Raw genomic sequence first — 19,900 nt, 5'->3', positions numbered from 1 at the left:
CGGGGCCACGCGCCAGCGGCGCGGTATCATGGCACCCTGTTTCCAGAGACCAACCGCGTGGACGCCATCCTGACCCCGGTATCGATCGGCGAGCTGATCGACAAGATCACCATTCTCGAGATCAAGGCCGAGCGCATCGACGATGCCGCCAAGCTGGCCAACGTGCGCACCGAACTGGAAGGCCTGCTGCCGTTGCTGCAGCAGCAGCTGCAGGCACAGCCGGCACTGGCCGCGCTGAAGCAGCAGTTGAAGGCGATCAACGAGCGCATGTGGGACATCCAGGACCAGCTGCGCGACAAGGAAGCAGCCCAGGTGTTCGACGACGCGTTCATCCAGCTGGCGCGCGGCGTCTATGGAACGAATGGCGAGCGCGTGCAGGTGAAGAACGAGATCAACCGGGTGGCCGGCTCGGCGCTGGTGGAAGAGAAGCAGTACCAGGGCGAGTAGTTGCCCCTCAATCCGCTTCGATCAGATGGCGGAAGCGGAACAGCTCGCTATCGTTGCGGATGCCCAGCTTGCGATAGGCCGCGCGCTTCTGCGTGCTGATGGTGCTGGGCGAACGACCGCAGCGGCGTGCCATCTCGCCGGTACTGCCCCCACGCAACACCCACTGCAGGACCATTCGTTCGCGCATGCTCAATCGCAGTGGGCGCATGGACTGCTGGCGCTGCCGGCGTGACTGGTTCAATTGCGCTCGCAGTTCCGGCGGCACGAAGCGTCCGCCGCGGCCCACCACGCTCAATGCCCGCAGCAGCATCTGCGGGGCGCAGGTCTTGGACAGGAACCTGCGCGCCCCCGCCTGCAGCGCCCTGGCTACCACACCTGCGTTGCAGTGCGCAGACAGCACCAGAATCGGCATTGCCGGCCAATGCAGCGATACGTGGCGCAGCAGTTCAAGGCCTTCTCCGCTGTCGCCGATCGGCAATGCATCAACCAGCAGCAGATCGATCGCAGCCTCCTGTTGCCGCAAGCGTTCCAGCAGGTCGATGCTGCAGCCATAGCTTCCTTCCACGTGCAGGCCCGCCTGCTTCGCCAGAAGTTCCTGTACGCCATGCCGCAGCAGTGGGTGCGGATCCAGCAGCAACAACCGGCGGGGAGGATCGCGGGGCGACTGGAACGTGGGCATCTTTGCATTCCTGCAGAACAGGCCACTCACCCTAGGGTGCAGTTGGCGCGTGCGGAATCCAATTCGTTGCAATGCCGTCGCCCCGGCGTGACTCGGTCAGGTGGCGTTTGCCCGGCCGGATACGCAACAGGCCCGGCATGGGCCGGGCCTGTCGAGGCATCTTCAGCGCGCAGGCACGCCGAGGAAGCAGTTACCAGCTGAAGCGCGGGCCGACGGTGTATTCCTTGTCGCCATCGCGGTTCATCTTCAGCTCGCCATTGATGCCCCAGTTCTGGTTCAGCTTGACCTGGCCACCCAGGCGACCGTACCACTGGCCTTCCGGGTTGATGCCGTGCTTCTTCGAGAAATCTTCGTAGCCGACCATGCCGTAGACTTCGGCGTGCGCACCGAAGGCGGTGCGGATACCGGCTTCAGCGCTGTAGCCGTTGAAGTCCAGGCCGTGCTTCTGGTCGCGCTTCTGGTAGGCAACGCGGGCAACGAAGTCGGTGGTCGGGGCGATTTCAACGTTGTAGCCGGCACCGACCTTCCACTGGTCCAGCTTGATGTTGGTGTTGTCGATTTCCTGGCGGCTGTACTCACCGAAGGCGTGGAAGTTCGGCAGGAAGCCGTACGAGCCCTTCACGCCCCAGCCGTCGGCCTTGAACGCGTCGATGTCGGTCTTGGCGTAGTCAGCTTCGGCGTAGTTGTACGACAGGTTCTCAGCAGCCGAGGCGGTGAACGGCAGGGCAGCGGCCAGAGCCAGAGCAATCAGCGAATTCTTCATGGGGGTACACCTTTTACTTTCTTATGGTCTGCAGCAGCGCCAGGGCGCCATCGCATCGGGAATGTAAATTCTCCGTTATTCGCCACAACGCTCCCTGAAAACAGCAGTCTTCGCATTGCTGAATTTTTTGGCTTGATTCAGGCTCTCTCTGGCATACGCGCGCCGCGCGCGTGCATCTGTGATCCACCGACAACAGCAACAGGAGGTTGCCTTGCTCGTTTCCGATCCGCTGCGGATGTTTGTTGGCACCGCCCTCCTGGCCTGCGTCGGGCTGTTGTCAGCGCACAGCGCACACGCGCTGCAGGCTGTCGATTATCAGCGTGCCGAACGCGTGCATGACAGTCATCTGCGCGGTGCACTGCGCAATGCTTCGGTGCTGCCCCACTGGCTGGACGATGGGCGCTTCTGGTACGAACGCGAAGATGCACAGGGCCGGCGCCAGGCGGTACTGGTCGATCCAATCCAGGCTACGCGCCAGATCCTGTTCGAACCCGATGCGCTGGCCGCCGCAGTTGCACCGCTGGGTGCCAGCGGGCCACGCCTGCACTTGAACAGCGTGCAGGTACTGGATGATGGCCTGCGCCTGCAGTTCAACGGCGAGGCGGCGATCAACTGCCAATGGCCACGCCTGCAGTGCACGGCCGCACAACAGGCGTTGCCGCCGGCTGATGCACTGCCGTCGCCCGGCGGTGATGCCTGGCTGCGGGTACGCGACCACAACCTGTGGCTGCAGCGCTCTGGAGCGGCGCCGCGGGTACTGACCCATGGCGGTGAAGCTGGGCATGGCTATGGCGTACTGCCGGACTTCGCCCTGCGGGGCATTCCACGCCGCCAGGGCCGGTTGCCGGTACGGCCGTTCGCGGTCGGCTGGTCACCCGATGGGCGCTACGTGGCCGGTATCCGCTACGACGAACGTGCGTTGCTGGACTACCCCTATCTTGAAAGCACGCCGGCCAGCGATGCGCGCCCACGCGTGCACACGGTGAAGCTGGGCGTGCTGGGTGATGCGCAGCAGGTGCGTGACAGCCTGTATGTGATCGATACCGGCAGTGGCCAACAGCATGACATCGCGCTGCCCAAGGGCTGGAACGTCCTGAGCGAGGCCGGCATCCTGGGTTGGGACGGTGCCCGGCTGTACGCCGTGATCGCACACTTCGAGGCCCCGCGGCGCCTGCGACTGGTGGAAATCGAAGCCGACAGCGGCACCGTGCGCACCGTGCTGGAGGAAGCCAGCAATACCCGCCTGCAGCTCAACGTGTATTCGTACAACCGGCCGGCGGTAGCGATCCTGCCGGGGCAGGACAGCGCGGTGTGGTTCTCGCAGCGCGATGGCTGGGGACATCTGTACCGGGTGCGCCTGTCCGATGGCAACGTGCTGCGCCAGCTCACCCGCGGCAAATGGGTGGTGCGTGACCTGCTGGGTGTGGACGCTGCGGGTGGCTGGGCGTACTTCAGCGCCGGTGGCGTCGACGGTGGCGACCCCTACGTGCGCGGCCTGTACCGGGTATCGCTGCAGGGTGGACCAGTCCAGCGCCTGGCCGCCGACGGCAACGACCATCTGGCCGATGCCGGCACCGGCGCGTTGTTCGGCGGGCGTGCGCCCCAGGCGCTGTCACCTGGCGGTCGCTATCTGGTGGATACCGTTTCCCGTCTCGACCAGGCACCACGCACCGTGCTTCGGGCCAGCGATGACGGCCACGAAGTGATGGTGCTGGAAACAGCCGATGACAGCGCGATCGTTGCTGCCGGCTGGCGCCCACCACGGCGCGAACGGCTGCTGGCCGCCGATGGGCGCACCCCAATCTTCGCCACCGTCTACCTGCCCCGCCACTATCGCGATGACGGCAGCTTCCCGGTGATCGATGCGATGTACGGCGGCACCTTCATCAGCAATGCGCCGGTGACCTACGCCGAGGCGGTGTCTGCCTTGAATCCGGTATCCCGCGCCAGCCTGGCCGAGCTCGGCTTCGCGGTGGTCAGCATCGATGGGCGCGGCACCGGCGGCCGCGACAGGGCGTTCCATGACAGCAGCTTCCTGCATGGTGCCGATGTGCAGCTGGATGACCATGTGGCTGCACTGCACCAGCTGGGCGAACGCTACCCGGGCATCGACCTGCAGCGGGTCGGCATCTACGGGCATTCGTTCGGCGGCTACAGTGCGGCGCGTGCACTGCTGCGCTACCCGGCGTTCTACAAGGTGGGCGTCGCCTCGGCCGGCAGCCACAATCTCCAGGGCATGTACGGCGGCGCAGTGCACGGCATGGACCGGCTGTTCGGCGGCGTGCTGCCGGCCACGGCCATGGCGGAAGGCGTGCCGGCAGCCTTTGCCGGACTCGACAATGCGGCACTGGCGGACAATCTGCGCGGGCATCTGCTGCTGGTCTATGGCGAACTGGACGAGAACGCGCCACCGGCGCTGACCCTGCAGCTGGCCGCCGCCCTGAACAAGGCCCAGCGCACCTACGACCTGCTGTACCTGGCCCGGCAGGACCACGAACTGTTCCGCAATGACGCCACCTACACGCACCGCATGTGGGACTACTTCGTACGCCACCTGGCCGGCCAGCAACCACCGGATACCGTGCTCGCACCGCTGCCCGGTGGCCCGGGCTGAACAGGCGCACACAGGATGTCGATCCACGGCGCCCTGGTTCGTCGGGTATTTGAAGGCCGTGCATGCGGCACGGTCCATCCGGAGGCAGGCAATGAGCTACATCGATGGTTTCGTCCTGGCGGTACCCACCGCCAACAAGGAGAAGTTCCTCGCCCATGCACGTGAGGGTGATCCCGTTTTCATCGAGTACGGCGCGCTGCGCGTGGTCGAGTGCTGGGGTGACGACGTACCGCACGGCAAGACCACCGATTTCTTCGGCGCGGTGAAGGCCACGCCGGATGAGACGGTGGTGTTTTCCTGGATCGAATGGCCGGACAAGCCGACCCGGGACGCCGGCATGGCGAAGATGATGGAAGACCCGCGGTTGGATCCAACCAGGAATCCGATGCCGTTCGACGGCGCACGGATGATCTACGGCGGCTTCGCGCCGATCTACGAGCTGACGCGCTGAACCCGGCGGACGCGCTCAGCGCGCGTCCGTTTCATCGCTGGCGGCAGCATGGCCGGCGCCCAGTGCGGCGCCGGCGCCGACGCCCATTCCGGCGCCCATTCCACCACCACCGCCTCCACCGCCACGACCGCCCTTGGCATCGGTGTCGTTGCGGCCCTTGCCGCCAGCGCTGGCGCCAGGCCGGGTCGGCCCTTGCGGAGGGATCTGCAGATCCGCCGGGATCGGCGCAAGATCCAGTGCCTCGCGCACGAAGTCGCGCAGCGAGACCACCAACTCGTGGGTATGTACCGGCCGCCCCTGCGCCAGTTCGTTGGCAGCGCGCGCGGCCAGGCGCACCTGTTCGTCGGTGCCCAGCAGCAGGATGTCCGACAGCGCGGCCTCGACGGCATCGCGGATGCGGCGCGTGCGGTCCGAGCGTGGTTCGGCAATGCCTTCGGTTTCTTCGCGCTGGCGCAGGTCGCGACGATGGGTGGGGTCCACGCCCAGCTCACCGGTGAACGAGCCGCCCAGGGTCTTGTAGGCCGCCATCAGCGTGCGCAGCCGCTCGTTGATCTGCCGGTTCTCGCGCTCGCGGCGCTGCTGCAGGGTCTGCATCACCAGCAGGCGGATGCCCACGCCCAGCAGGGTGATCAGGACCAGGCCGGCCAAGGTGGACAGCACGCCCTGCCAGGAACTGAAGTCGATACCGCGCATGCCCGGGGCTCCGGCGGAAAGAATCCGCATCTTGCCCCAGGGCGTGTCCCATAAACGCGAAAGGCCCCACCACCCGGTGGGCGGCAGGGCCTTCGGTCACGGCGCGATTACTTGCGCTTGGCGACCTTGCGCACGGCCTTGGCCGGGGCCTTCTTGGCGGCAGCCTTCTTGGCCGGCGCCTTCTTGGCGGCAACCTTCTTCAGCGGTGCAGCCTTCTTGGCCACGGTCTTGCGGGTCGCGACAGCCTTCTTGCCGACAACCTTCCTGGCAGCAGWGGTCTTCTTGGCAACGGCCTTCTTGGCGACGGCAGCCTTCTTGCCGACAACCTTCTTGGCAGCGGCGGTCTTCTTGGTGGCGACCTTCCTGGTGGCGGCAACCTTCTTGCCGGCAACCTTCTTCGCAGCCACGGCCTTCTTGCCGGCGACCTTCTTGGCGGCGACGGTCTTCTTGGCCACAGCCTTCTTGGCGGTGGCGACCTTCTTGCCGACAACCTTCTTGGCAGCCGCGGCCTTCTTGGCGACGGTCTTCTTGGCGACAGCGACCTTCTTGGTGGCAGCCTTCTTCACGGTAGCGACCTTCTTGCCGGCAGCCTTGGTGGTCTTCTTGGCAGCAGCAGCCTTCTTGGTCACGGCCTTGCCTGCCGCCGCCTTCTTCTTGGCCACTTCCTTCTTCAGGGCAGCGGCTTCGGCCTTGGCGTTCTTCTTGGCGGTTTCCAGCTTCTTCTTGGCCTTGGCGACGGTCTTGCCGACGGACTTGGCAGCCTTCTCGGCCTTCTTGGCAACGGTCTTCTCGACCTTGGCCACGGCCTTCTTGGCCTTGGCAACACGGGTACCGGCAGCCTTGGTGGCGCGCTTGACGGTCTTCTTGACCGACTTCACTGCGTCTTCGGCAGCGTGGGCGATGGTCTCGCCAACGTTGGTGGCGGCTTCTTTGACGTTCTCGACGGCGTCGGTCACGACCGACACACCATTACCGTTGCTCATGTTGCCCTCCTGCGGGCCTTAAGTATCAAAACGGGGCGATGCTATACCGACATTGACGATCGTGGAACGGGGCAAGCGCCAGCAATCGCATCTGCTGCGACGGTGATGGTGTAGTTCACCACCCCTGCCGGCGCGGCAGGTTTTCAGGAAACCCCTTTTTTTAAGGACTGCGCGCCGCGAACCACCACGTTGATCGTCGTCGCTGCGCGTACCTGCGCACGTGCAGCGACAGGCATGCGTTGTGGCGCAGTGCGGCACCTCCCTGCGCGGAACTGCGCAAGTATCCGTCCGTGTCCGCGCAGCGAACGGCGACCGTCGGTGGTGTCCCGATCGCGTTGGCACGTGTCACCGCAGGTCCGGTGCCACGCTCCGGACCCACCGTTCGCGCGCGTGCTTTTCATGGCGCATTTATCCAGATCGCGACACACTCATTCAGCTTGTTTTACCGTAGAGCCGAACCGCCCCCATCCCCGCCTGCGAACCGACTCCCATGCGACCGCTACCTACCCTGCTCACGCTCGCAATCGCCGCCGCCTTCGGTGGCTTCGTTGCCACCGGCATCAACGCCCACCTGGACAACCGTGCCGATGCCGCACCGCTTCCGGCGGTGGTGCCAACCATGGCGGCACTGCCGGCCGCAGTGGCCGGGCAGCAGGTGCCGTCATTGGCGCCCATGCTGGAGAAGGCGATGCCGGCCGTGGTCAGCGTCAATACCAAGCAGGTGGTGCGCGTGCGCAACCCCTTCTTCAACGATCCGTTCTTCCGCCGCCTGTTCCCGGACATCCCGCAGGAACGCATCAATGAATCGCTCGGCTCGGGCGTGATCATCGACGCCAGGGAGGGCCTGGTGCTGACCAACCACCATGTCATCGAGAATGCCGATGACGTGCAGGTGACGCTGGCCGACGGGCGCACGGTCAAGGCCGAGTTCCTCGGTTCGGACCGCGACACCGACATCGCGCTGATCCGCATCCCGGCGCAGAACCTGACCGACATCAAGCTGGCCAACAGCGACCAGCTGCGCGTGGGTGACTTCGTGGTGGCCATCGGCAATCCCTTCGGTTTCAGCCAGACGGTCACCTCGGGCATCGTCTCGGCGGTGGGCCGCAGCGGTATCCGTGGGTTGGGCTACCAGAACTTCATCCAGACCGACGCATCGATCAACCCGGGCAATTCCGGCGGCGCGCTGGTCGACCTGCAGGGCCAGCTGGTCGGCATCAACACCGCCAGCTTCAATCCGCAGGGCAGCATGGCCGGCAACATCGGCCTGGGCCTGGCGATTCCGTCCAACCTGGCACGCAGCGTGGTGGACCAGCTGGTCAAGCATGGCGTGGTGGTGCGCGGCACGCTGGGCGTGGAAAGCCAGAACCTGACCGCGCAGATCGCGCAGGGCCTGGGGCTGGGCGAAACCCGTGGCGCACTGATCACCCGCGTGCTGGCCGGCTCGGCCGCCGCCGCAGCAGGGCTGAAGCCGGGCGACGTGGTGGTCTCGGCCAATGGACAGCGCGTGGACAGCGCCGAAGCCCTGCACAACGTGGAAGGCCTGGCCGCAGTGGGCAGCCCGTTGACGCTGGACGTGCGCCGCGAAGGCAAGCCGCTGCAGATCAAGGCGACGCTGAAGGAGCAGGCACGCGCGGTCACCGGCGACAGCCTGGACCCGCGCCTGGGCGGTGCCACTTTCGTCGATCTGCCCGAGTCACTGCGCCAGTCCGGCGTCGGCGGCGTGCTGGTCAGCGAGGTCAAGCGCGGCAGCCGGGCGGCCAGCAATGGCCTGCAGCAGGGCGACATCATCACCAATGCCACGGTAGGCGAGTTCGCCGACCTGGCCAGCTGGCGCGCCAACTTCCAGCAGCGCCCGCCGACGCTGGTGCTGCGCGTACTGCGCAACAATGGCCAGCAGCAGGGCCAGCTCGTGATGCGCTGATCGCCCTGCCGTAACACCCCCTATACCCCGGCAGTGTTATTGCTGTCAGTCCAGGTCGGCAGCGCCGACGCCCGTTCCCCCATCGCAACAGGAGTGATTCGATGAGCCCCACCAATACCGAGAACCTGAAGGAACACCTGGGTGAAGCCGGTTCCCACCTGAAGCAGGCCGCCAGTGCCGCCGGCGGTGCGATCAAGGGCGCAACCGGTGCAGCGACCGACGAGCTGCGCATCGGCAAGGCCAACGTCAAGGCTGAACTGTCCGACAGCGCGCTGTCCGGCCTGGCCGCTGCCGAGTTCGGTGGAGCCGCCGCCAAGGAGCAGGTCGATGCGTTGATGGACAAGGGCAAGGACCTGATCGACAGCGCCGCCGAGTTGATCCGTGAGCGTCCGCTGGCTTCGTTCGGCGTTGCCTTCGCTGCCGGCTGGATCATTGCCAAGCTGGCCCGCGGCAGCAGCGACAAGTAAGCCGCAGCGTGAGCGAAGACAACGCGCAAGCGCCTGATCCAGCGGCCACCCCGCCGCTGGATGAGAGCATCCGCCAGGTCGGCGCGGCCGGTCGTGCCGCTGCCGATTCGGCCAAGCACACCGTGCGCTCGCTGCGCAGGTTGGCCTCGGCCGACTTCGCGATGGCACGCAGTGCGTTCGGTCGTGCGCTGGCCTGGGCCGGCGTGGCGATCGTTTTCGGTGCCTCGGCCTGGCTGCTGATGGCCGCCACCCTCATCGCCCTGCTGCAGAGTTGGGGCCTGAGCTGGCTGCAGGCCCTGCTGATCACCTCGCTGCTGAGCCTGGCCGTCACCGGCTATGCAATCTGGCGGGTGTCCTACTTCTTCCACCACACCGGCATGCACGCTACCCGGCGCCAGCTGTCACGCCTGGGCCTGTTCGACGAGCCCAGCGAAGACGATCCCGATGCCGGGGTGCAGCTGCCTGAGGGCAAGCCATGAAGTTCGGTGCGCTGCAGCGGCGGGTGAAACGCTGCGAACAGGTGGTGACCGTGCGCCTGGGTGAGACCCAGGACCATTGGTCCACGCTCAGCCAGGTGTGGCGGCAGGGTTGGTCGCCGCTGCGCATCGTGGTGGTCGGCCTGGCCGGTGGCTTCATCGCCGGCAAGCTGGAAGTGCCAGGCAAGGTCAACGGTGCCCGCTGGCTGCAGATGGTCGGTTCGGTCTCCAACCTGTTCGCCAGCGCACAGGCGGCGTTCGCCACGGCGATGGCGGCACAGGCGGCCGCCTCCGCCGATGATGCGGCCGAGGAAGCCGACGAGGCCAGCGAGCAGGCGCAGGCGGCAACCGCCGCCCGGCCGGCACCAGCACCGGCAGCACAGTCCGCGCCCGAACCGGAACTGCGCGAACCGCGCCCGGCCGAAGCGGCCACCGAGCTGTCCGAACGTTGATCCATGGAATCCGCCGCGCCGATCGCGGCCGGCGGATAATGCGCTCCCCTTCCCGGTTGATGCGTCGATGAGCGAGTCCCTCCTGTCCCCGTCACCGGCCGGTCCCGAACAACCCGACGTACCACTGCCCCCGCCGTCGCGTCCGCGCGGGCCGATGTCGCTGGTGGTGCTGGCAACCCTGGCAGTGGGCTACACGCTATGGGCCGCGCAGGACATCATCCTGCCGGTGCTGCTGGCGATGTTCTTCGCGCTGGTCGGCAATCCGATCCTGCGCCTGCTGCAGAAACTGTGGATTCCGCGTGCGCTGGGCGCACTGCTGGTTCTTGGCGCCGGGCTGGGCGTGACCGGTTCGCTGGCGGTGCAGCTGATCGGCCCGGCCATGGACTGGGCGCAGGAAGCCCCGCAGCAGCTGCGCAAGGTCGCCCGCCAGGTGCAGGACCTGACCAAGCCGGTGCAGCAGGCCAACCAGGCGGCGGAGAACTTCGCCCGCGTGGCCGGTGGTGACAGCAACCACAAGGTGCAGGTGATCCGTACCCAGCTGGACGACCCCTACCGCATGCTGACCCGCGCACCGCGGCTGGCCGCTTCGGTGCTGGCTGTGGTGCTGCTCACGCTGTTCTTCATGATCTATGGGCAGAGCCTGCAGCGCGCGGCGATCGCGCTGTTCCCGAACCGCCAGCAACAACGCTTTACCACGGACATCCTGCGTTCGATCGAACGCGAGGTCTCGCGCTACGTGTTGACCATCAGCGTGATCAATACGCTGGTCGGGCTGGTGTTCGCCGGCGTACTGATGCTGCTCGGCATCGGTCTGCAGGAAGCGCTGTTGTGGGGCACAGTGGCCGCGCTGCTGAATTTCGCGCCCTATGTGGGCCCGCTGATCGGGGTGGCACTGATGCTGCTGATGGGCTTCGTGGAGTTCCGCGATCCGCTGCAGGCACTGCTGCCGGCCGCCGCCTACCTGGCCCTGCACACGCTCGAAGGACAGCTGGTGACCCCCATCGTGCTGGGCCGGCGCATGAAACTGTCGCCGCTGGTGCTGATCCTGGCATTGATGGTATTCGGTTGGGCCTGGGGCATGATCGGGCTGCTGCTGGCGGTGCCCCTGCTGGTCTGCATCAAGCTGGTGCTGGCGCGGCTGGACGGCATGCAGGGCTGGGCGCGGCTGCTGGAATAACGGCATCAGTAAATGATGGACACAGATGGCGGAACCCGAATCGGGGACGAAGTGGCAGACTATGGCCCCCATTTTTTCGGATGGATCCGTTCGGATGATCTCTTTCGCCACGCGTTGCCTTGCCCTGGCCTGCCTTGCTGCTCCCGCGTTCGCCGCTGCGCCCCCCACGGCCGAGCAGGCGCGCACCCAGCTCGCCGAAGCAGTCACCTGCAAGCGGCACCTCACGACCAGGCAGTTCGACGCCATGGCCCGGCTGCTGGCACCGGCCCCGGCGCGGGCGCAGAACGGCGAATCCAACGGCGAGTTCCGGCTGACCACGCCCTTGATGGTGCTGGGCCAGCCGGTGAACCAACTGCAGTCCTATGACGGCGACAGCGGCGAGGATGGCATCGACAGCTTCACCGCGTACTTCAGCACGGCCAGCGTCGAACAGATCGCGGCCCTGGCGAAGATGTCCAACCCGGTGGCCGGCACTTATACGAAGGAAGTGGGCCGGCATAATCTGGACGTGCAGCAGTTCGACGGCCAGACCCTCATCGCCTGCGCGTACGACCTGCGCTGACCTGGCCCAGCCCAGCGCCCCTCCCGCCCGCCGCGCCGCATGAAAGCCCGCGCGGGCAGGGGTAGAATGGCGGGGTGAATTTCCCCGTCCAAGCCATCACCCTCGACCTTGACGACACGCTGTGGCCGTTCGCTCCGATCGGCGCCCGCATCGAACAGGTCCTGCACGCATGGATGTGCGAACACAGCCCGGCCACCGCTGCGATGTATCCGGTGGCGGCGATGCGCGAACTGCGCGAGCGGCTGTACCACGCCCATCCGCACCTCCACCACGACCTGAGCGCGCTGCGCCGGCTGACCCTGCACGAAGCGCTGCACGCCAGTGGTGCCAGCCTGGAACTGCTGGAGCCGGCGTATGAAGTGTTCTACGCCGCGCGCAACCAGGTGGAGTGCTACCCCGACGCGATCGATGCGCTGGCGCGCATTGCCGCGCGGGTACCCGTGGCCGCACTGAGCAACGGCAACGCCGACCTGGAGCGGATCGGGCTGGCCCATCATTTCGCCTTCCAGCTGGGATCGCGCGAACACGGTGCAGCCAAGCCCGACGCCAGCATCTTCCATGCCGCGTGCACCCGCCTGGGTGTGGCGCCGGCACAGGTACTGCACGTGGGCGACCACGCCGAGATGGACGTGGCCGGGGCGATCGCCGCCGGCCTGCGCGGCTGCTGGATCAACCGCGATGCAGCCACCTGGACCCATCCGCAGCTGCAGCCGGACCTGCAGTTCGACACCCTCACCGGCCTGGCCGACTGGTTGGACGCCAACCTCGACGCCGCCGCACCCCGGAGTACCTGACGCATGAGCGAGATCACTGGTTTCACCGCCGACACCACCGCAGCGCTGCCGCTGTACGTGCTGGACCGCGTGCAGTTCGCGGCATGGAAGGATGGCCAACCGGCCGCCATCCAGGCGTGGCTCGCATCGCAGGGCTTCACCGCCGGCGCCTTCAGCACCGTGCTGCTGCCCGGCACCGATGGCCTGGCCGGCGCGGTGATGGGCGTGGGTGATCGTGCCGATGCCTACAGCTATTCGCATGCGCCGCACGCGCTGCCGGAAGGCACCGTGTGGCAGCTGGCCAGCGACCTGCCCGCCGCCGAACAGGCACTGCTGCAGCTGGGCTGGGGCCTGGGCAGCTACCGTTTCGACCGCTACCGCAAGCGCCACCGGGCGCCGGCGCAGCTGGTGGCCGCGCCAACCGGCGAAGTGGCTGACCTGATCGCCGCCAGCCTGCGCGTGCGCGACTGGGTCAACACCCCGACCGAAGACATGGGCCCGCAGCAGCTGGAAGACGCCGCGCGCGCCCTGGCCGATGCGCATGGTGCACAGGTCGAAGCGATCACCGGCGATGAACTGCTGAAGCAGAATTTCCCGGCCATCCATGCCGTGGGGCGCGCCTCGCACCGTGCGCCGCGCCTGGTCGTGCTGCGATGGGGCAAGGATACCGATCCGTCACTGGTGCTGGTCGGCAAGGGCGTGTGCTTCGATACCGGCGGCCTGGACATCAAGCCGGCCGACGGCATGCGCAACATGAAGAAGGACATGGGCGGCGCCGCACACGCGCTGGCGCTGGCCGGGCTGGTGATGGCGCGCGGCCTGCCGGTGCGCCTGACCCTGCTGGTTCCGGCCGTGGAAAACGCGATCGGCCCGGATGCATTCCGTCCGGGTGAAGTGATCGCCACGCGCAAGGGCCTGAGCGTGGAAATCGACAACACCGACGCAGAAGGCCGCGTGATCCTGTGCGACGCGCTGACCTTCGCCGGCGAACAGAAGCCGGACCTGGTGCTGGACTTCGCCACCCTCACCGGTGCCGCGCGCATCGCGCTGGGCCCGGATCTGCCGGCACTGTTCAGCAACGACGATACGGTGGCCCAACAGTGGCTGCAGGCCGGTGACGCGACCCGCGACCCGGTCTGGCGCATGCCGCTGTGGCGCCCCTACCTGCGCTACCTGACCAGCGGCATCGCCGACCTGGCCAACGCCGGTTCGCGCATGGCCGGCTCGGTGACCGCCGCGCTGTACCTGGAACGCTTCCTGGAAGACGGCCAGCGCTGGGCACACTTGGACGTCTATGCCTGGAACGATGGCGAACGCCCAGGCCGTCCGGCCGGTGGTGAAGCCCTGGCGCTGCGCTCGGCGTGGGCGATGCTGAAGCAGCGCTACAGCTGAGGCACGCATGCCCCGCCCCGGCCCGACCGCCGGGGCAGGGACGGGCACGGGCAAGGTAGAGTCGACCGTTAGTCGACTACTCTTGAATCCGACTGCTATTGAATCCGACTGCTCTTCAATTGGAACCGGCCGCAAAAACCCCGCGCCGCGCGCGATAGTCGACTGACAGTCGACTCTACCCAAACATTCGGCGCGCGCTGGAAGTTTGACGAAAAATTGAATTTCGGCCCCGGCCGGGTTCTGCGAGGATGTGTGGGTCGACCACCCACACGCTCCGTGAAGGCAGGACTCCGACCATGTCGCTCTTCCGCTACACCCGCGCGGGCCAGACGCCCGGTGCACCCCGCAGGCATTCGCCGCTGCTCTGGATCGCACTGATCGCGCTCATCCTGGGTGCCATCGCGCTGACCTTCGCCTGGCTGGCCGGCTGGATTGGCAGCCGCCTGACCGCGCAGCGCTTCACCGACACCATCGAAGCCACCGGCCCGGCCCATCCTGGCTTCCGCCGTGCGCACAGCAAGGGCATCTGCGTAAGCGGTTGGTTCGAACCCAGTGCGCAGGCCCCCACCCTGTCCAGTGCACGGGTGTTCTCGCAGCGCCGCGTGCCGGTGATGGGCCGGTTGTCGATCGGCGGTGGCGATCCCTACGGCGCCGACAACACCGCGCGCGTCCGCAGCATCGCGGTGCAGATGGTCAGTGATGATGGCCAGGAATGGCGCATGGCGATGAACAGCTTCCCGTTCTTCGCCGTGCCCAACGCCGAGGCGTTCTACGAGCAGACGCGTGCCTCCATTCCCGACCCGGCCACCGGCAAGCCCGACCCGCAGAAGATGGCCGCAGTGCTGGCGAAATACCCCAGCGCGCAGGCGTTCCAGCAGTGGGCCAAGACGGCGCCATGGACCAGCAGCTGGGCCGACACCACCTTCAACAGCGTCAACAGCTTCTGGTTCACCAACGCACAGGGCCAGAAACGCGCGGTGCGCTGGCGCTGGCAGCCACAGGCGGCTGTGGTGGAGATGGATGCGGAAACGCGCAAGCAGGCCAGCGTCGATTTCCTCAGCCAGGAACTGAAACAGCGCCTGGCCAATGGTCCGGTGCGCTGGAACCTGGTCGTCAGCACCGCCGCGGCGGGTGATGCCATCGATGATCCGTCGGTGCCGTGGCCCGCGTCGCGCGATGAGGTGGTGGCCGGCGTGCTCAGCCTGGACCGCATGCAGTCGCAGGAGGAAGGCGCCTGCGGCCAGATCAACTTCGATCCGCTGATCCTGCCCAGTGGCGTGCGCGGCAGCGACGACCCGATCCTGGCCGCCCGCTCGGCCGTGTACTCGCAATCCTTCAACCGCCGCGAACGCGAGCGTGCCAGCGGCAACGTCGAGCAACCGAAGGAGGCTGCGCGATGAACACCGGCAACGGCCACTTCAACCTGCTGGCGCGGGTGCTGCACTGGTCCATGGCGCTGATGATCATCGCCATGCTGTTCATCGGCGTGACCATGGTCGCCTCGCTGCACCTGCGGCCGATGCTGATCGACCTGCACCGACCGCTGGGCATCGCCATCGGCGTGCTGGTGCTGCTGCGCCTGTACAACCGGCTGCGTCATCGCCCGCCGCCACTGCCGGCCGACCTGCCGGTGTGGCAGGTGGTGGGTGCGAAAGCCTCGCACTGGATGCTGTACGCGCTGATGCTGGCGATGCCGCTGATCGGCTGGGCCATGCTGTCGGCCGGTGGTTACCCGATCGTGCTGGGGGGCGGCCTGCGCCTGCCGCCGATCGTGCCGCACACCCCGGCGTTGTATGCCGCCCTGCGCAACGCGCACAGCCTGCTGGCGTACGTGTTGTTCGCCACGGTACTGATGCACGTGGGTGCGGCGCTGTTCCACCTGTGGGTGCGCCGCGATGGGGTATTCCAGGCGATGGCGCGCGGGAAGAATTGAAAGGGTTCGCCGGGAGTTCCCGGCGGATCGTTTCCGCGACTGCGGAGGGGTGTCACTTTCTTTGCGCGCAAAGAAAGTAACCAAAGAAACGCTCCGCCGGCCGCGAGCCGACGTGCTTCGCACTCCGGTGCCCTGCGCTCCTCGATCCGTCGAGGGACGGCGCGGGGACTCGCTGCGCTCAGACACCCGCGCCTCTTCGCCCTCGCCGGACCTGCGGTGCTCGGCTCGCTCAAGGCGGACTTGAAGATCAAGATCAATGGCAACAGCATCCGCGCATGGCGTGGACCTACGGGGTGCAACATCGACTTTTGACGTTGGGTCCGCCTTTTAGCGAGCCGAGCATCGCAGGGGAATCAGGGGCGAAGAGGCGCCGATGTCTGAGCGCAGCGAGTTCGGCGCCGTCCCCTGATTCACCGAGAAGCGCAGGGCACCGGCGCGCAGCGCCGGCTCGCGATCTGGCGGCGTGTTTCTTTGGTTACTTTCTTTGCACGAGCAAAGAAAGTGACACCCCTCCGCGGTCGCGGAAATGACATCACCGGGAAACGCAAGGCGCCCCTACAACCACCCCTTCTGCCGCGCCAGCCGGTACGCCTCGATCCGGTTGGCCACACCCAGCTTGCCGATGCACTCGGACAGGTAATTGCGCACCGTGCCGTGCGACAACCCCAGCTGTTCGGCGATCTCGCTGGCGGTACGACCCTCGCCCGCCAGCCGCAACACGCGGCGCTCACGGTCGGTCAGCGGGTCGGCCTGCGACCAGGCGTCCAGCGCCAGCTGCGGGTCGATCGCGCGGATGCCCTGCTTTACCTTGCGCAGGGCCTCAGCCAGATTCTCCGCCGGCGCATCCTTCAACAGGTAACCCAGCACGCCCGCTTCCAGCGCACGGCGCAGGAAACCGGCGCGGGCGAAGGTGGTCACGATCACCACCTTGATCGGCAACTCATGGCGCGCGATGCGCTGTGCCAGTTCCAGCCCCGACAGGCCCGGCATCTCGATGTCGGTCACCAGGATGTCCGGTTGCAGCTGCTGCAGCATGCGCCACGCGGCTTCACCGTCGGCGGCGCTGCCCAGCACCTCGATATCCGGCTCCAGGCCCAGCAGCGCCGACAACGCACCGCGCACCATCGCCTGGTCTTCGGCCAGCAGGATGCGGATCATGCAGCGCCCTCCTGCGCCAATGACGCTGGTGACAGCGGCGTGGTCGCCGCGGGCAATGGCACGCGCACGGTCAGCACCGTGCCTTCGCCTCGGGGGGACTGCAGCGTCAACTGGCCACCCAGCGCCGCTGCACGCTCACGCATGCCACACAGGCCATTGCCTTCGGCCTGCACGCCACCGCGGCCGTCATCGCGTATCTGCATCGACAACTGTCGCTCATCAAGCATGAAATCCACCTGCACGCGGGTCGCCTGTGCATGGCGCACGATGTTGGTTGCCGCTTCGCGCAGCACCAGCGCCAGTCCGCGTTCCACTTCAACTGGCATGGGCGGCGCCGGCGTGTACTGCAGGTGCACCTGTTGGCACTCCAGCAACAGGCGCGCCGATGCCAGCTCGCCGGCCAGGTCGCTGGCGCGGATGCCGGTCACCGCGCTGCGCACCTGCGCCAGCGCCTCCCGTGCAATGTCCTCGGCTTCGCCGATCTCCTGCCGCGCGCGCGCATCTCCGCGGTCGTGCAGTTTGCGCGCCAATTCCAGCTTCAGCGTGATCAACGACAGGGTGTGGCCCAGCAGATCGTGCAGGTCGCGGCCGATGCGTTCACGCTCGGCGGTGGTCGCCAGGCGCCGCACCTCATCCTGGGACAGCTGCAGGGCAACGTCCCGCTGCTGGCTCAAGGCCTCCACGTTCACCACCAGGCCGACAATGAACGACACTGCCGGCATCCACACCATGGCCTGCCACGGATAACCGAAGTACAGCGCGGTACCGCAGAACAGCAGGTTCAACACGGTCAGCTGCAACAGGTACAACCACCAGCCGCCCCGGCCGCTCATGCGGATCATCACGCAGCCGAATACGAAATAGCTCAGTCCCGACGGATACCAGGGCAGCAGCACCAGGGCCATCACGATCATGCCCAGTGCGTAACGCCACGCATGGTGACGAGGTGCCAGCATCACCTTCGCGTAGAACAGCAGGAACAGCGGATAGCTGATCAGGGTCAGCAGCAACCAACGCAGCGTGAAGCCATTGCCCAGCACCGGCGTGAGGAAGATCCACACCGACCACAGCAGGTGGATCGCGCCACTCCAGGGCGATTTTCCACGCCGCAGCAGTTCGGCCACGGCCGAATCCGGCGCGGGACGCAGCAGGGAGGCAAGCCAGCTCGGCGGCACGGGAGGATCCAGGCGGGGACGATCGCTGCCGATCATGCCAGTTCAGCCGATCCGGCGCAGGCGGCGCCGTGCCAGCAGCAACGCCACAACGGTGACCGCCAGCAGCACCAGCAGATGGCCGGCGACGCTGCCCACCGACGGCAGCCCCACCACCGGCAACGCCAGCTGCGCCAGGTGCCAGGTGGGCCACAGCGGTGCCATCATCGAAAACAGCTTGGGCAGCGCCGACAGCGGCAGCCACAGGCCAGACAGCAGGGCCAGCGGCAGGTAGACCAGGTTGACCATCGCCGGTGCGGCGCTGGCACTGACATGGCTGCCGATCAGCAGACCGATCGCGCCCAGCGGCAACGCAGCCAGCCCCGCTACTGCCAGCAGTTGCAGCATCTGCACCGCCGACAGCTGCACACCACCGAATACACGTGCCACGCCGATCAACACCGCCGCCACCAGCAGCGCGAACATCACCGCCATCGCCAGCCGTGCGAGCAGGGGTGCCGCCGCCGGCATCGGCAGTGCCCGCTTGAGCGTGAGCAGGCCGCCCTCGCGGTCCAGCGCCAGCTGCACGCCGAAGCCGAACAGGGCCGGCGCCATCGCACCGAACACGCAGTAGGTGGCCAGCAGGTACAGCGGCGCATGGCCGCGGCCCAACAACACGCCGAACAACAGATAGAACAGCACCGGGAACAGCAGCGAGGGTACGGCGAAGGCAGGCGTACGCCAGGCGCGGCGCAGCTCGGCCTGCAGTTCGGCACGGTACGGGCGCAGCGCGCGGCGCCAGGTCGATACCGGACGCGCAGCGGCGGCGGTCGGATTCAGGGTACTCATGCGGCCTCCCGGGTCAGGTCGAGGAAGGCGTCGGCCAGCGCCGCGCCCTGTACTTCCAGTTCACGCAGCTGCGCATCGGCCGCCAGCAGGCGCGCCACCACCGGCTCGGCCGGGCTGGCCAGCAGCTGCAGGTGCTCGCCGTCGCGCTGCACCTGCTGCACGCCCGGCCACTGCTGCACGTCCTCAATGGGCAACCCACTACGGCAACGGATGCGGCGCGGCCGGTCGGCCAGGCGCAATGCCGCCAGCGGTGCATCGGCCAGCACCCGGCCCTGCTCCAGCACCACCACCTGCTGTGCCAGCGCTTCGGCCTCCTCCAGGTAATGGGTGGTGAGCAGCACACCGCAGCCTTCGACCACCAGTTGCCGGATTGCCTGCCACATCGTCTGCCGCGCCTGGATGTCCAGGCCGGTGGTGGGTTCGTCCAGGAACAGTACGCGCGGGCGGCCACACACTGCGATGGCGAACTGCACGGCACGCTGCTGGCCGCCGGACAGCTGGCCGTAGCGACGACGCGCCAACGCCTGCAGTCCAGCACGCTGCAGCACCTCGGGCAACGGCATCGGGTCGGGATAGCAGGCGCTGGCCTGCGCCACCAGTTCATCCACCTGCAGCATGGGTGGCAGGCTGGTGCTCTGCAGCATCACGCCCAGGCCGAGGCGGCTGGCGCGCTGCTGCGGGTCGCCGCCGAGCAGCTCGACCTGGCCGCCATCGGCGCGGCGCAGGCCCAACAGCACGCTGATCGCGGTACTCTTGCCGGCACCGTTGCGGCCCAGCAATGCCAGTACCTGGCCAGCGCGGACCTGCAGGTCGATGCCGTGCAGGGCGGTATGGTCGCGGTAGCGGACCTGCACCTGCTGCAGGCGGGCCAGCGACGGGGCGATCGGATCCATGGGCGGTACCGGTAGCGGGGACGTTGCCATCCTGTACCGCCATGGTCACATTTCGCAGTTGCC

21 protein-coding genes are annotated in these 19,900 nt (G+C 67.2%); 13 read left to right on the top strand and 8 right to left on the bottom strand.

Annotated elements, in window-relative coordinates; translation table 11 throughout:
• Positions 1-57: 57 nt before the first annotated feature.
• Entirely contained in the window at positions 58-447 is a 390-nt protein-coding gene (locus D7Y61_RS16005) for a DUF6165 family protein (RefSeq protein WP_106550850.1), read from the top strand.
• Positions 448-454: 7 nt separating this feature from the next.
• Here the strand turns inward: D7Y61_RS16005 and D7Y61_RS16000 are convergent, their stop codons facing one another.
• Positions 455-1,126 (bottom strand): response regulator transcription factor, encoded by a 672-nt coding sequence (locus D7Y61_RS16000; protein ID WP_180867685.1) that lies wholly within the window; start codon positions 1,124-1,126, stop codon positions 455-457.
• Positions 1,127-1,316: 190 nt separating this feature from the next.
• Positions 1,317-1,889: an Ax21 family protein gene (locus D7Y61_RS15995; protein ID WP_180867683.1), complete on the bottom strand. Its 573-nt coding sequence runs from the start codon at positions 1,887-1,889 to the stop codon at positions 1,317-1,319.
• Between the two features lie 211 nt (positions 1,890-2,100).
• Between D7Y61_RS15995 and D7Y61_RS15990 the strand changes: the two genes are divergently transcribed.
• Together D7Y61_RS15990 and D7Y61_RS15985 are read left to right on the top strand one after the other, a co-directional pair.
• Positions 2,101-4,503 carry a S9 family peptidase gene (locus D7Y61_RS15990; protein WP_180867682.1) on the top strand — a complete coding sequence of 801 codons (2,403 nt, stop codon included), beginning with the start codon at positions 2,101-2,103 and terminating at the stop codon, positions 4,501-4,503.
• Between the two features lie 91 nt (positions 4,504-4,594).
• A complete protein-coding gene (locus D7Y61_RS15985; RefSeq protein ID WP_180867680.1) occupies positions 4,595-4,954 on the top strand; it encodes a DUF1428 domain-containing protein in 360 nt (119 codons plus the stop codon).
• 15 nt (positions 4,955-4,969) lie between these two features.
• Here the strand turns inward: D7Y61_RS15985 and D7Y61_RS15980 are convergent, their stop codons facing one another.
• Together D7Y61_RS15980 and D7Y61_RS15975 are read right to left on the bottom strand one after the other, a co-directional pair.
• The gene (locus tag D7Y61_RS15980; protein ID WP_180867678.1) at positions 4,970-5,647 is read right to left on the bottom strand and encodes a hypothetical protein; all 678 of its coding nucleotides are present in this window, start codon (positions 5,645-5,647) and stop codon (positions 4,970-4,972) included.
• Between the two features lie 107 nt (positions 5,648-5,754).
• A complete protein-coding gene (locus tag D7Y61_RS15975) occupies positions 5,755-6,630 on the bottom strand; it encodes a histone (RefSeq protein ID WP_180867677.1) in 876 nt (291 codons plus the stop codon).
• Between the two features lie 490 nt (positions 6,631-7,120).
• Between D7Y61_RS15975 and D7Y61_RS15970 the strand changes: the two genes are divergently transcribed.
• The 10 genes from D7Y61_RS15970 (at position 7,121) to D7Y61_RS15925 (ending at position 15,786) form a co-directional block, all read left to right on the top strand.
• Positions 7,121-8,554 (top strand): Do family serine endopeptidase, encoded by a 1,434-nt coding sequence (locus D7Y61_RS15970; protein ID WP_180867675.1) that lies wholly within the window; start codon positions 7,121-7,123, stop codon positions 8,552-8,554.
• A gap of 101 nt (positions 8,555-8,655) precedes the next feature.
• Positions 8,656-9,021, top strand: a complete 366-nt coding sequence (locus D7Y61_RS15965) for a hypothetical protein (protein WP_010486932.1) — start codon at positions 8,656-8,658, stop codon at positions 9,019-9,021.
• Positions 9,022-9,029: 8 nt separating this feature from the next.
• On the top strand, positions 9,030-9,500 hold the full coding sequence (locus D7Y61_RS15960; RefSeq protein WP_180867673.1) for a phage holin family protein: 471 nt from the start codon (positions 9,030-9,032) through the stop codon (positions 9,498-9,500).
• The gene (locus tag D7Y61_RS15955; protein WP_180867672.1) at positions 9,497-9,949 is read left to right on the top strand and encodes a protein sip-5; all 453 of its coding nucleotides are present in this window, start codon (positions 9,497-9,499) and stop codon (positions 9,947-9,949) included. Before D7Y61_RS15960 ends, D7Y61_RS15955 begins: the two co-directional genes overlap by 4 nt.
• 67 nt (positions 9,950-10,016) lie before the next feature.
• A complete protein-coding gene (locus D7Y61_RS15950; protein WP_180867670.1) occupies positions 10,017-11,126 on the top strand; it encodes an AI-2E family transporter in 1,110 nt (369 codons plus the stop codon).
• A gap of 94 nt (positions 11,127-11,220) precedes the next feature.
• Positions 11,221-11,688 carry a hypothetical protein gene (locus D7Y61_RS15945; RefSeq protein WP_180867669.1) on the top strand — a complete coding sequence of 156 codons (468 nt, stop codon included), beginning with the start codon at positions 11,221-11,223 and terminating at the stop codon, positions 11,686-11,688.
• A gap of 74 nt (positions 11,689-11,762) precedes the next feature.
• A complete protein-coding gene (locus D7Y61_RS15940) occupies positions 11,763-12,482 on the top strand; it encodes an HAD-IA family hydrolase (RefSeq protein WP_180867667.1) in 720 nt (239 codons plus the stop codon).
• Positions 12,483-12,485: 3 nt separating this feature from the next.
• Positions 12,486-13,853, top strand: a complete 1,368-nt coding sequence (locus D7Y61_RS15935) for a leucyl aminopeptidase family protein (protein WP_180867665.1) — start codon at positions 12,486-12,488, stop codon at positions 13,851-13,853.
• Between the two features lie 296 nt (positions 13,854-14,149).
• Positions 14,150-15,253 carry a catalase family peroxidase gene (locus tag D7Y61_RS15930; protein WP_180867663.1) on the top strand — a complete coding sequence of 368 codons (1,104 nt, stop codon included), beginning with the start codon at positions 14,150-14,152 and terminating at the stop codon, positions 15,251-15,253.
• Positions 15,250-15,786: a cytochrome b gene (locus D7Y61_RS15925; RefSeq protein ID WP_180867661.1), complete on the top strand. Its 537-nt coding sequence runs from the start codon at positions 15,250-15,252 to the stop codon at positions 15,784-15,786. The genes D7Y61_RS15930 and D7Y61_RS15925 overlap by 4 nt, the downstream gene beginning before the upstream one ends.
• Before the next feature lie 555 nt (positions 15,787-16,341).
• Here the strand turns inward: D7Y61_RS15925 and D7Y61_RS15920 are convergent.
• Genes D7Y61_RS15920 through D7Y61_RS15905 form a run of 4 tightly spaced genes read right to left on the bottom strand, consistent with a single transcriptional unit; the run spans position 16,342 to position 19,837 of the window.
• Positions 16,342-16,944: a response regulator transcription factor gene (locus D7Y61_RS15920; RefSeq protein WP_025878350.1), complete on the bottom strand. Its 603-nt coding sequence runs from the start codon at positions 16,942-16,944 to the stop codon at positions 16,342-16,344.
• On the bottom strand, positions 16,941-18,155 hold the full coding sequence (locus tag D7Y61_RS15915; protein ID WP_180867660.1) for a sensor histidine kinase: 1,215 nt from the start codon (positions 18,153-18,155) through the stop codon (positions 16,941-16,943). Before D7Y61_RS15915 ends, D7Y61_RS15920 begins: the two co-directional genes overlap by 4 nt.
• Positions 18,156-18,161: 6 nt before the next feature.
• The gene (locus tag D7Y61_RS15910) at positions 18,162-18,944 is read right to left on the bottom strand and encodes an ABC transporter permease (RefSeq protein ID WP_180867658.1); all 783 of its coding nucleotides are present in this window, start codon (positions 18,942-18,944) and stop codon (positions 18,162-18,164) included.
• A complete protein-coding gene (locus tag D7Y61_RS15905) occupies positions 18,941-19,837 on the bottom strand; it encodes an ABC transporter ATP-binding protein (RefSeq protein ID WP_180867656.1) in 897 nt (298 codons plus the stop codon). The genes D7Y61_RS15910 and D7Y61_RS15905 overlap by 4 nt, the downstream gene beginning before the upstream one ends.
• Between the last annotated feature and the right edge of the window lie 63 nt (positions 19,838-19,900).

The organism is Stenotrophomonas maltophilia (assembly GCF_013464485.1).
In the GTDB taxonomy this organism is placed as follows: domain Bacteria; phylum Pseudomonadota; class Gammaproteobacteria; order Xanthomonadales; family Xanthomonadaceae; genus Stenotrophomonas; species Stenotrophomonas maltophilia_AW.
Note: the sequence above shows the minus strand (reverse complement) of the source record. Positions and strands in the feature narration are given on the sequence as shown.

Coding starts and splice junctions, on each gene's coding strand:
- D7Y61_RS16000 (WP_180867685.1), bottom strand. CDS start 1,126: ATGCCCACGTTCCAGTCGCCCCGCGATCCTCCCCGCCGGTTGTTGCTG.
- D7Y61_RS15995 (WP_180867683.1), bottom strand. CDS start 1,889: ATGAAGAATTCGCTGATTGCTCTGGCTCTGGCCGCTGCCCTGCCGTTC.
- D7Y61_RS15985 (WP_180867680.1), top strand. CDS start 4,595: ATGAGCTACATCGATGGTTTCGTCCTGGCGGTACCCACCGCCAACAAG.
- D7Y61_RS15980 (WP_180867678.1), bottom strand. CDS start 5,647: ATGCGCGGTATCGACTTCAGTTCCTGGCAGGGCGTGCTGTCCACCTTG.
- D7Y61_RS15970 (WP_180867675.1), top strand. CDS start 7,121: ATGCGACCGCTACCTACCCTGCTCACGCTCGCAATCGCCGCCGCCTTC.
- D7Y61_RS15965 (WP_010486932.1), top strand. CDS start 8,656: ATGAGCCCCACCAATACCGAGAACCTGAAGGAACACCTGGGTGAAGCC.
- D7Y61_RS15955 (WP_180867672.1), top strand. CDS start 9,497: ATGAAGTTCGGTGCGCTGCAGCGGCGGGTGAAACGCTGCGAACAGGTG.
- D7Y61_RS15950 (WP_180867670.1), top strand. CDS start 10,017: ATGAGCGAGTCCCTCCTGTCCCCGTCACCGGCCGGTCCCGAACAACCC.
- D7Y61_RS15945 (WP_180867669.1), top strand. CDS start 11,221: ATGATCTCTTTCGCCACGCGTTGCCTTGCCCTGGCCTGCCTTGCTGCT.
- D7Y61_RS15935 (WP_180867665.1), top strand. CDS start 12,486: ATGAGCGAGATCACTGGTTTCACCGCCGACACCACCGCAGCGCTGCCG.
- D7Y61_RS15930 (WP_180867663.1), top strand. CDS start 14,150: ATGTCGCTCTTCCGCTACACCCGCGCGGGCCAGACGCCCGGTGCACCC.
- D7Y61_RS15925 (WP_180867661.1), top strand. CDS start 15,250: ATGAACACCGGCAACGGCCACTTCAACCTGCTGGCGCGGGTGCTGCAC.
- D7Y61_RS15920 (WP_025878350.1), bottom strand. CDS start 16,944: ATGATCCGCATCCTGCTGGCCGAAGACCAGGCGATGGTGCGCGGTGCG.
- D7Y61_RS15915 (WP_180867660.1), bottom strand. CDS start 18,155: ATGATCGGCAGCGATCGTCCCCGCCTGGATCCTCCCGTGCCGCCGAGC.
- D7Y61_RS15910 (WP_180867658.1), bottom strand. CDS start 18,944: ATGAGTACCCTGAATCCGACCGCCGCCGCTGCGCGTCCGGTATCGACC.
- D7Y61_RS15905 (WP_180867656.1), bottom strand. CDS start 19,837: ATGGATCCGATCGCCCCGTCGCTGGCCCGCCTGCAGCAGGTGCAGGTC.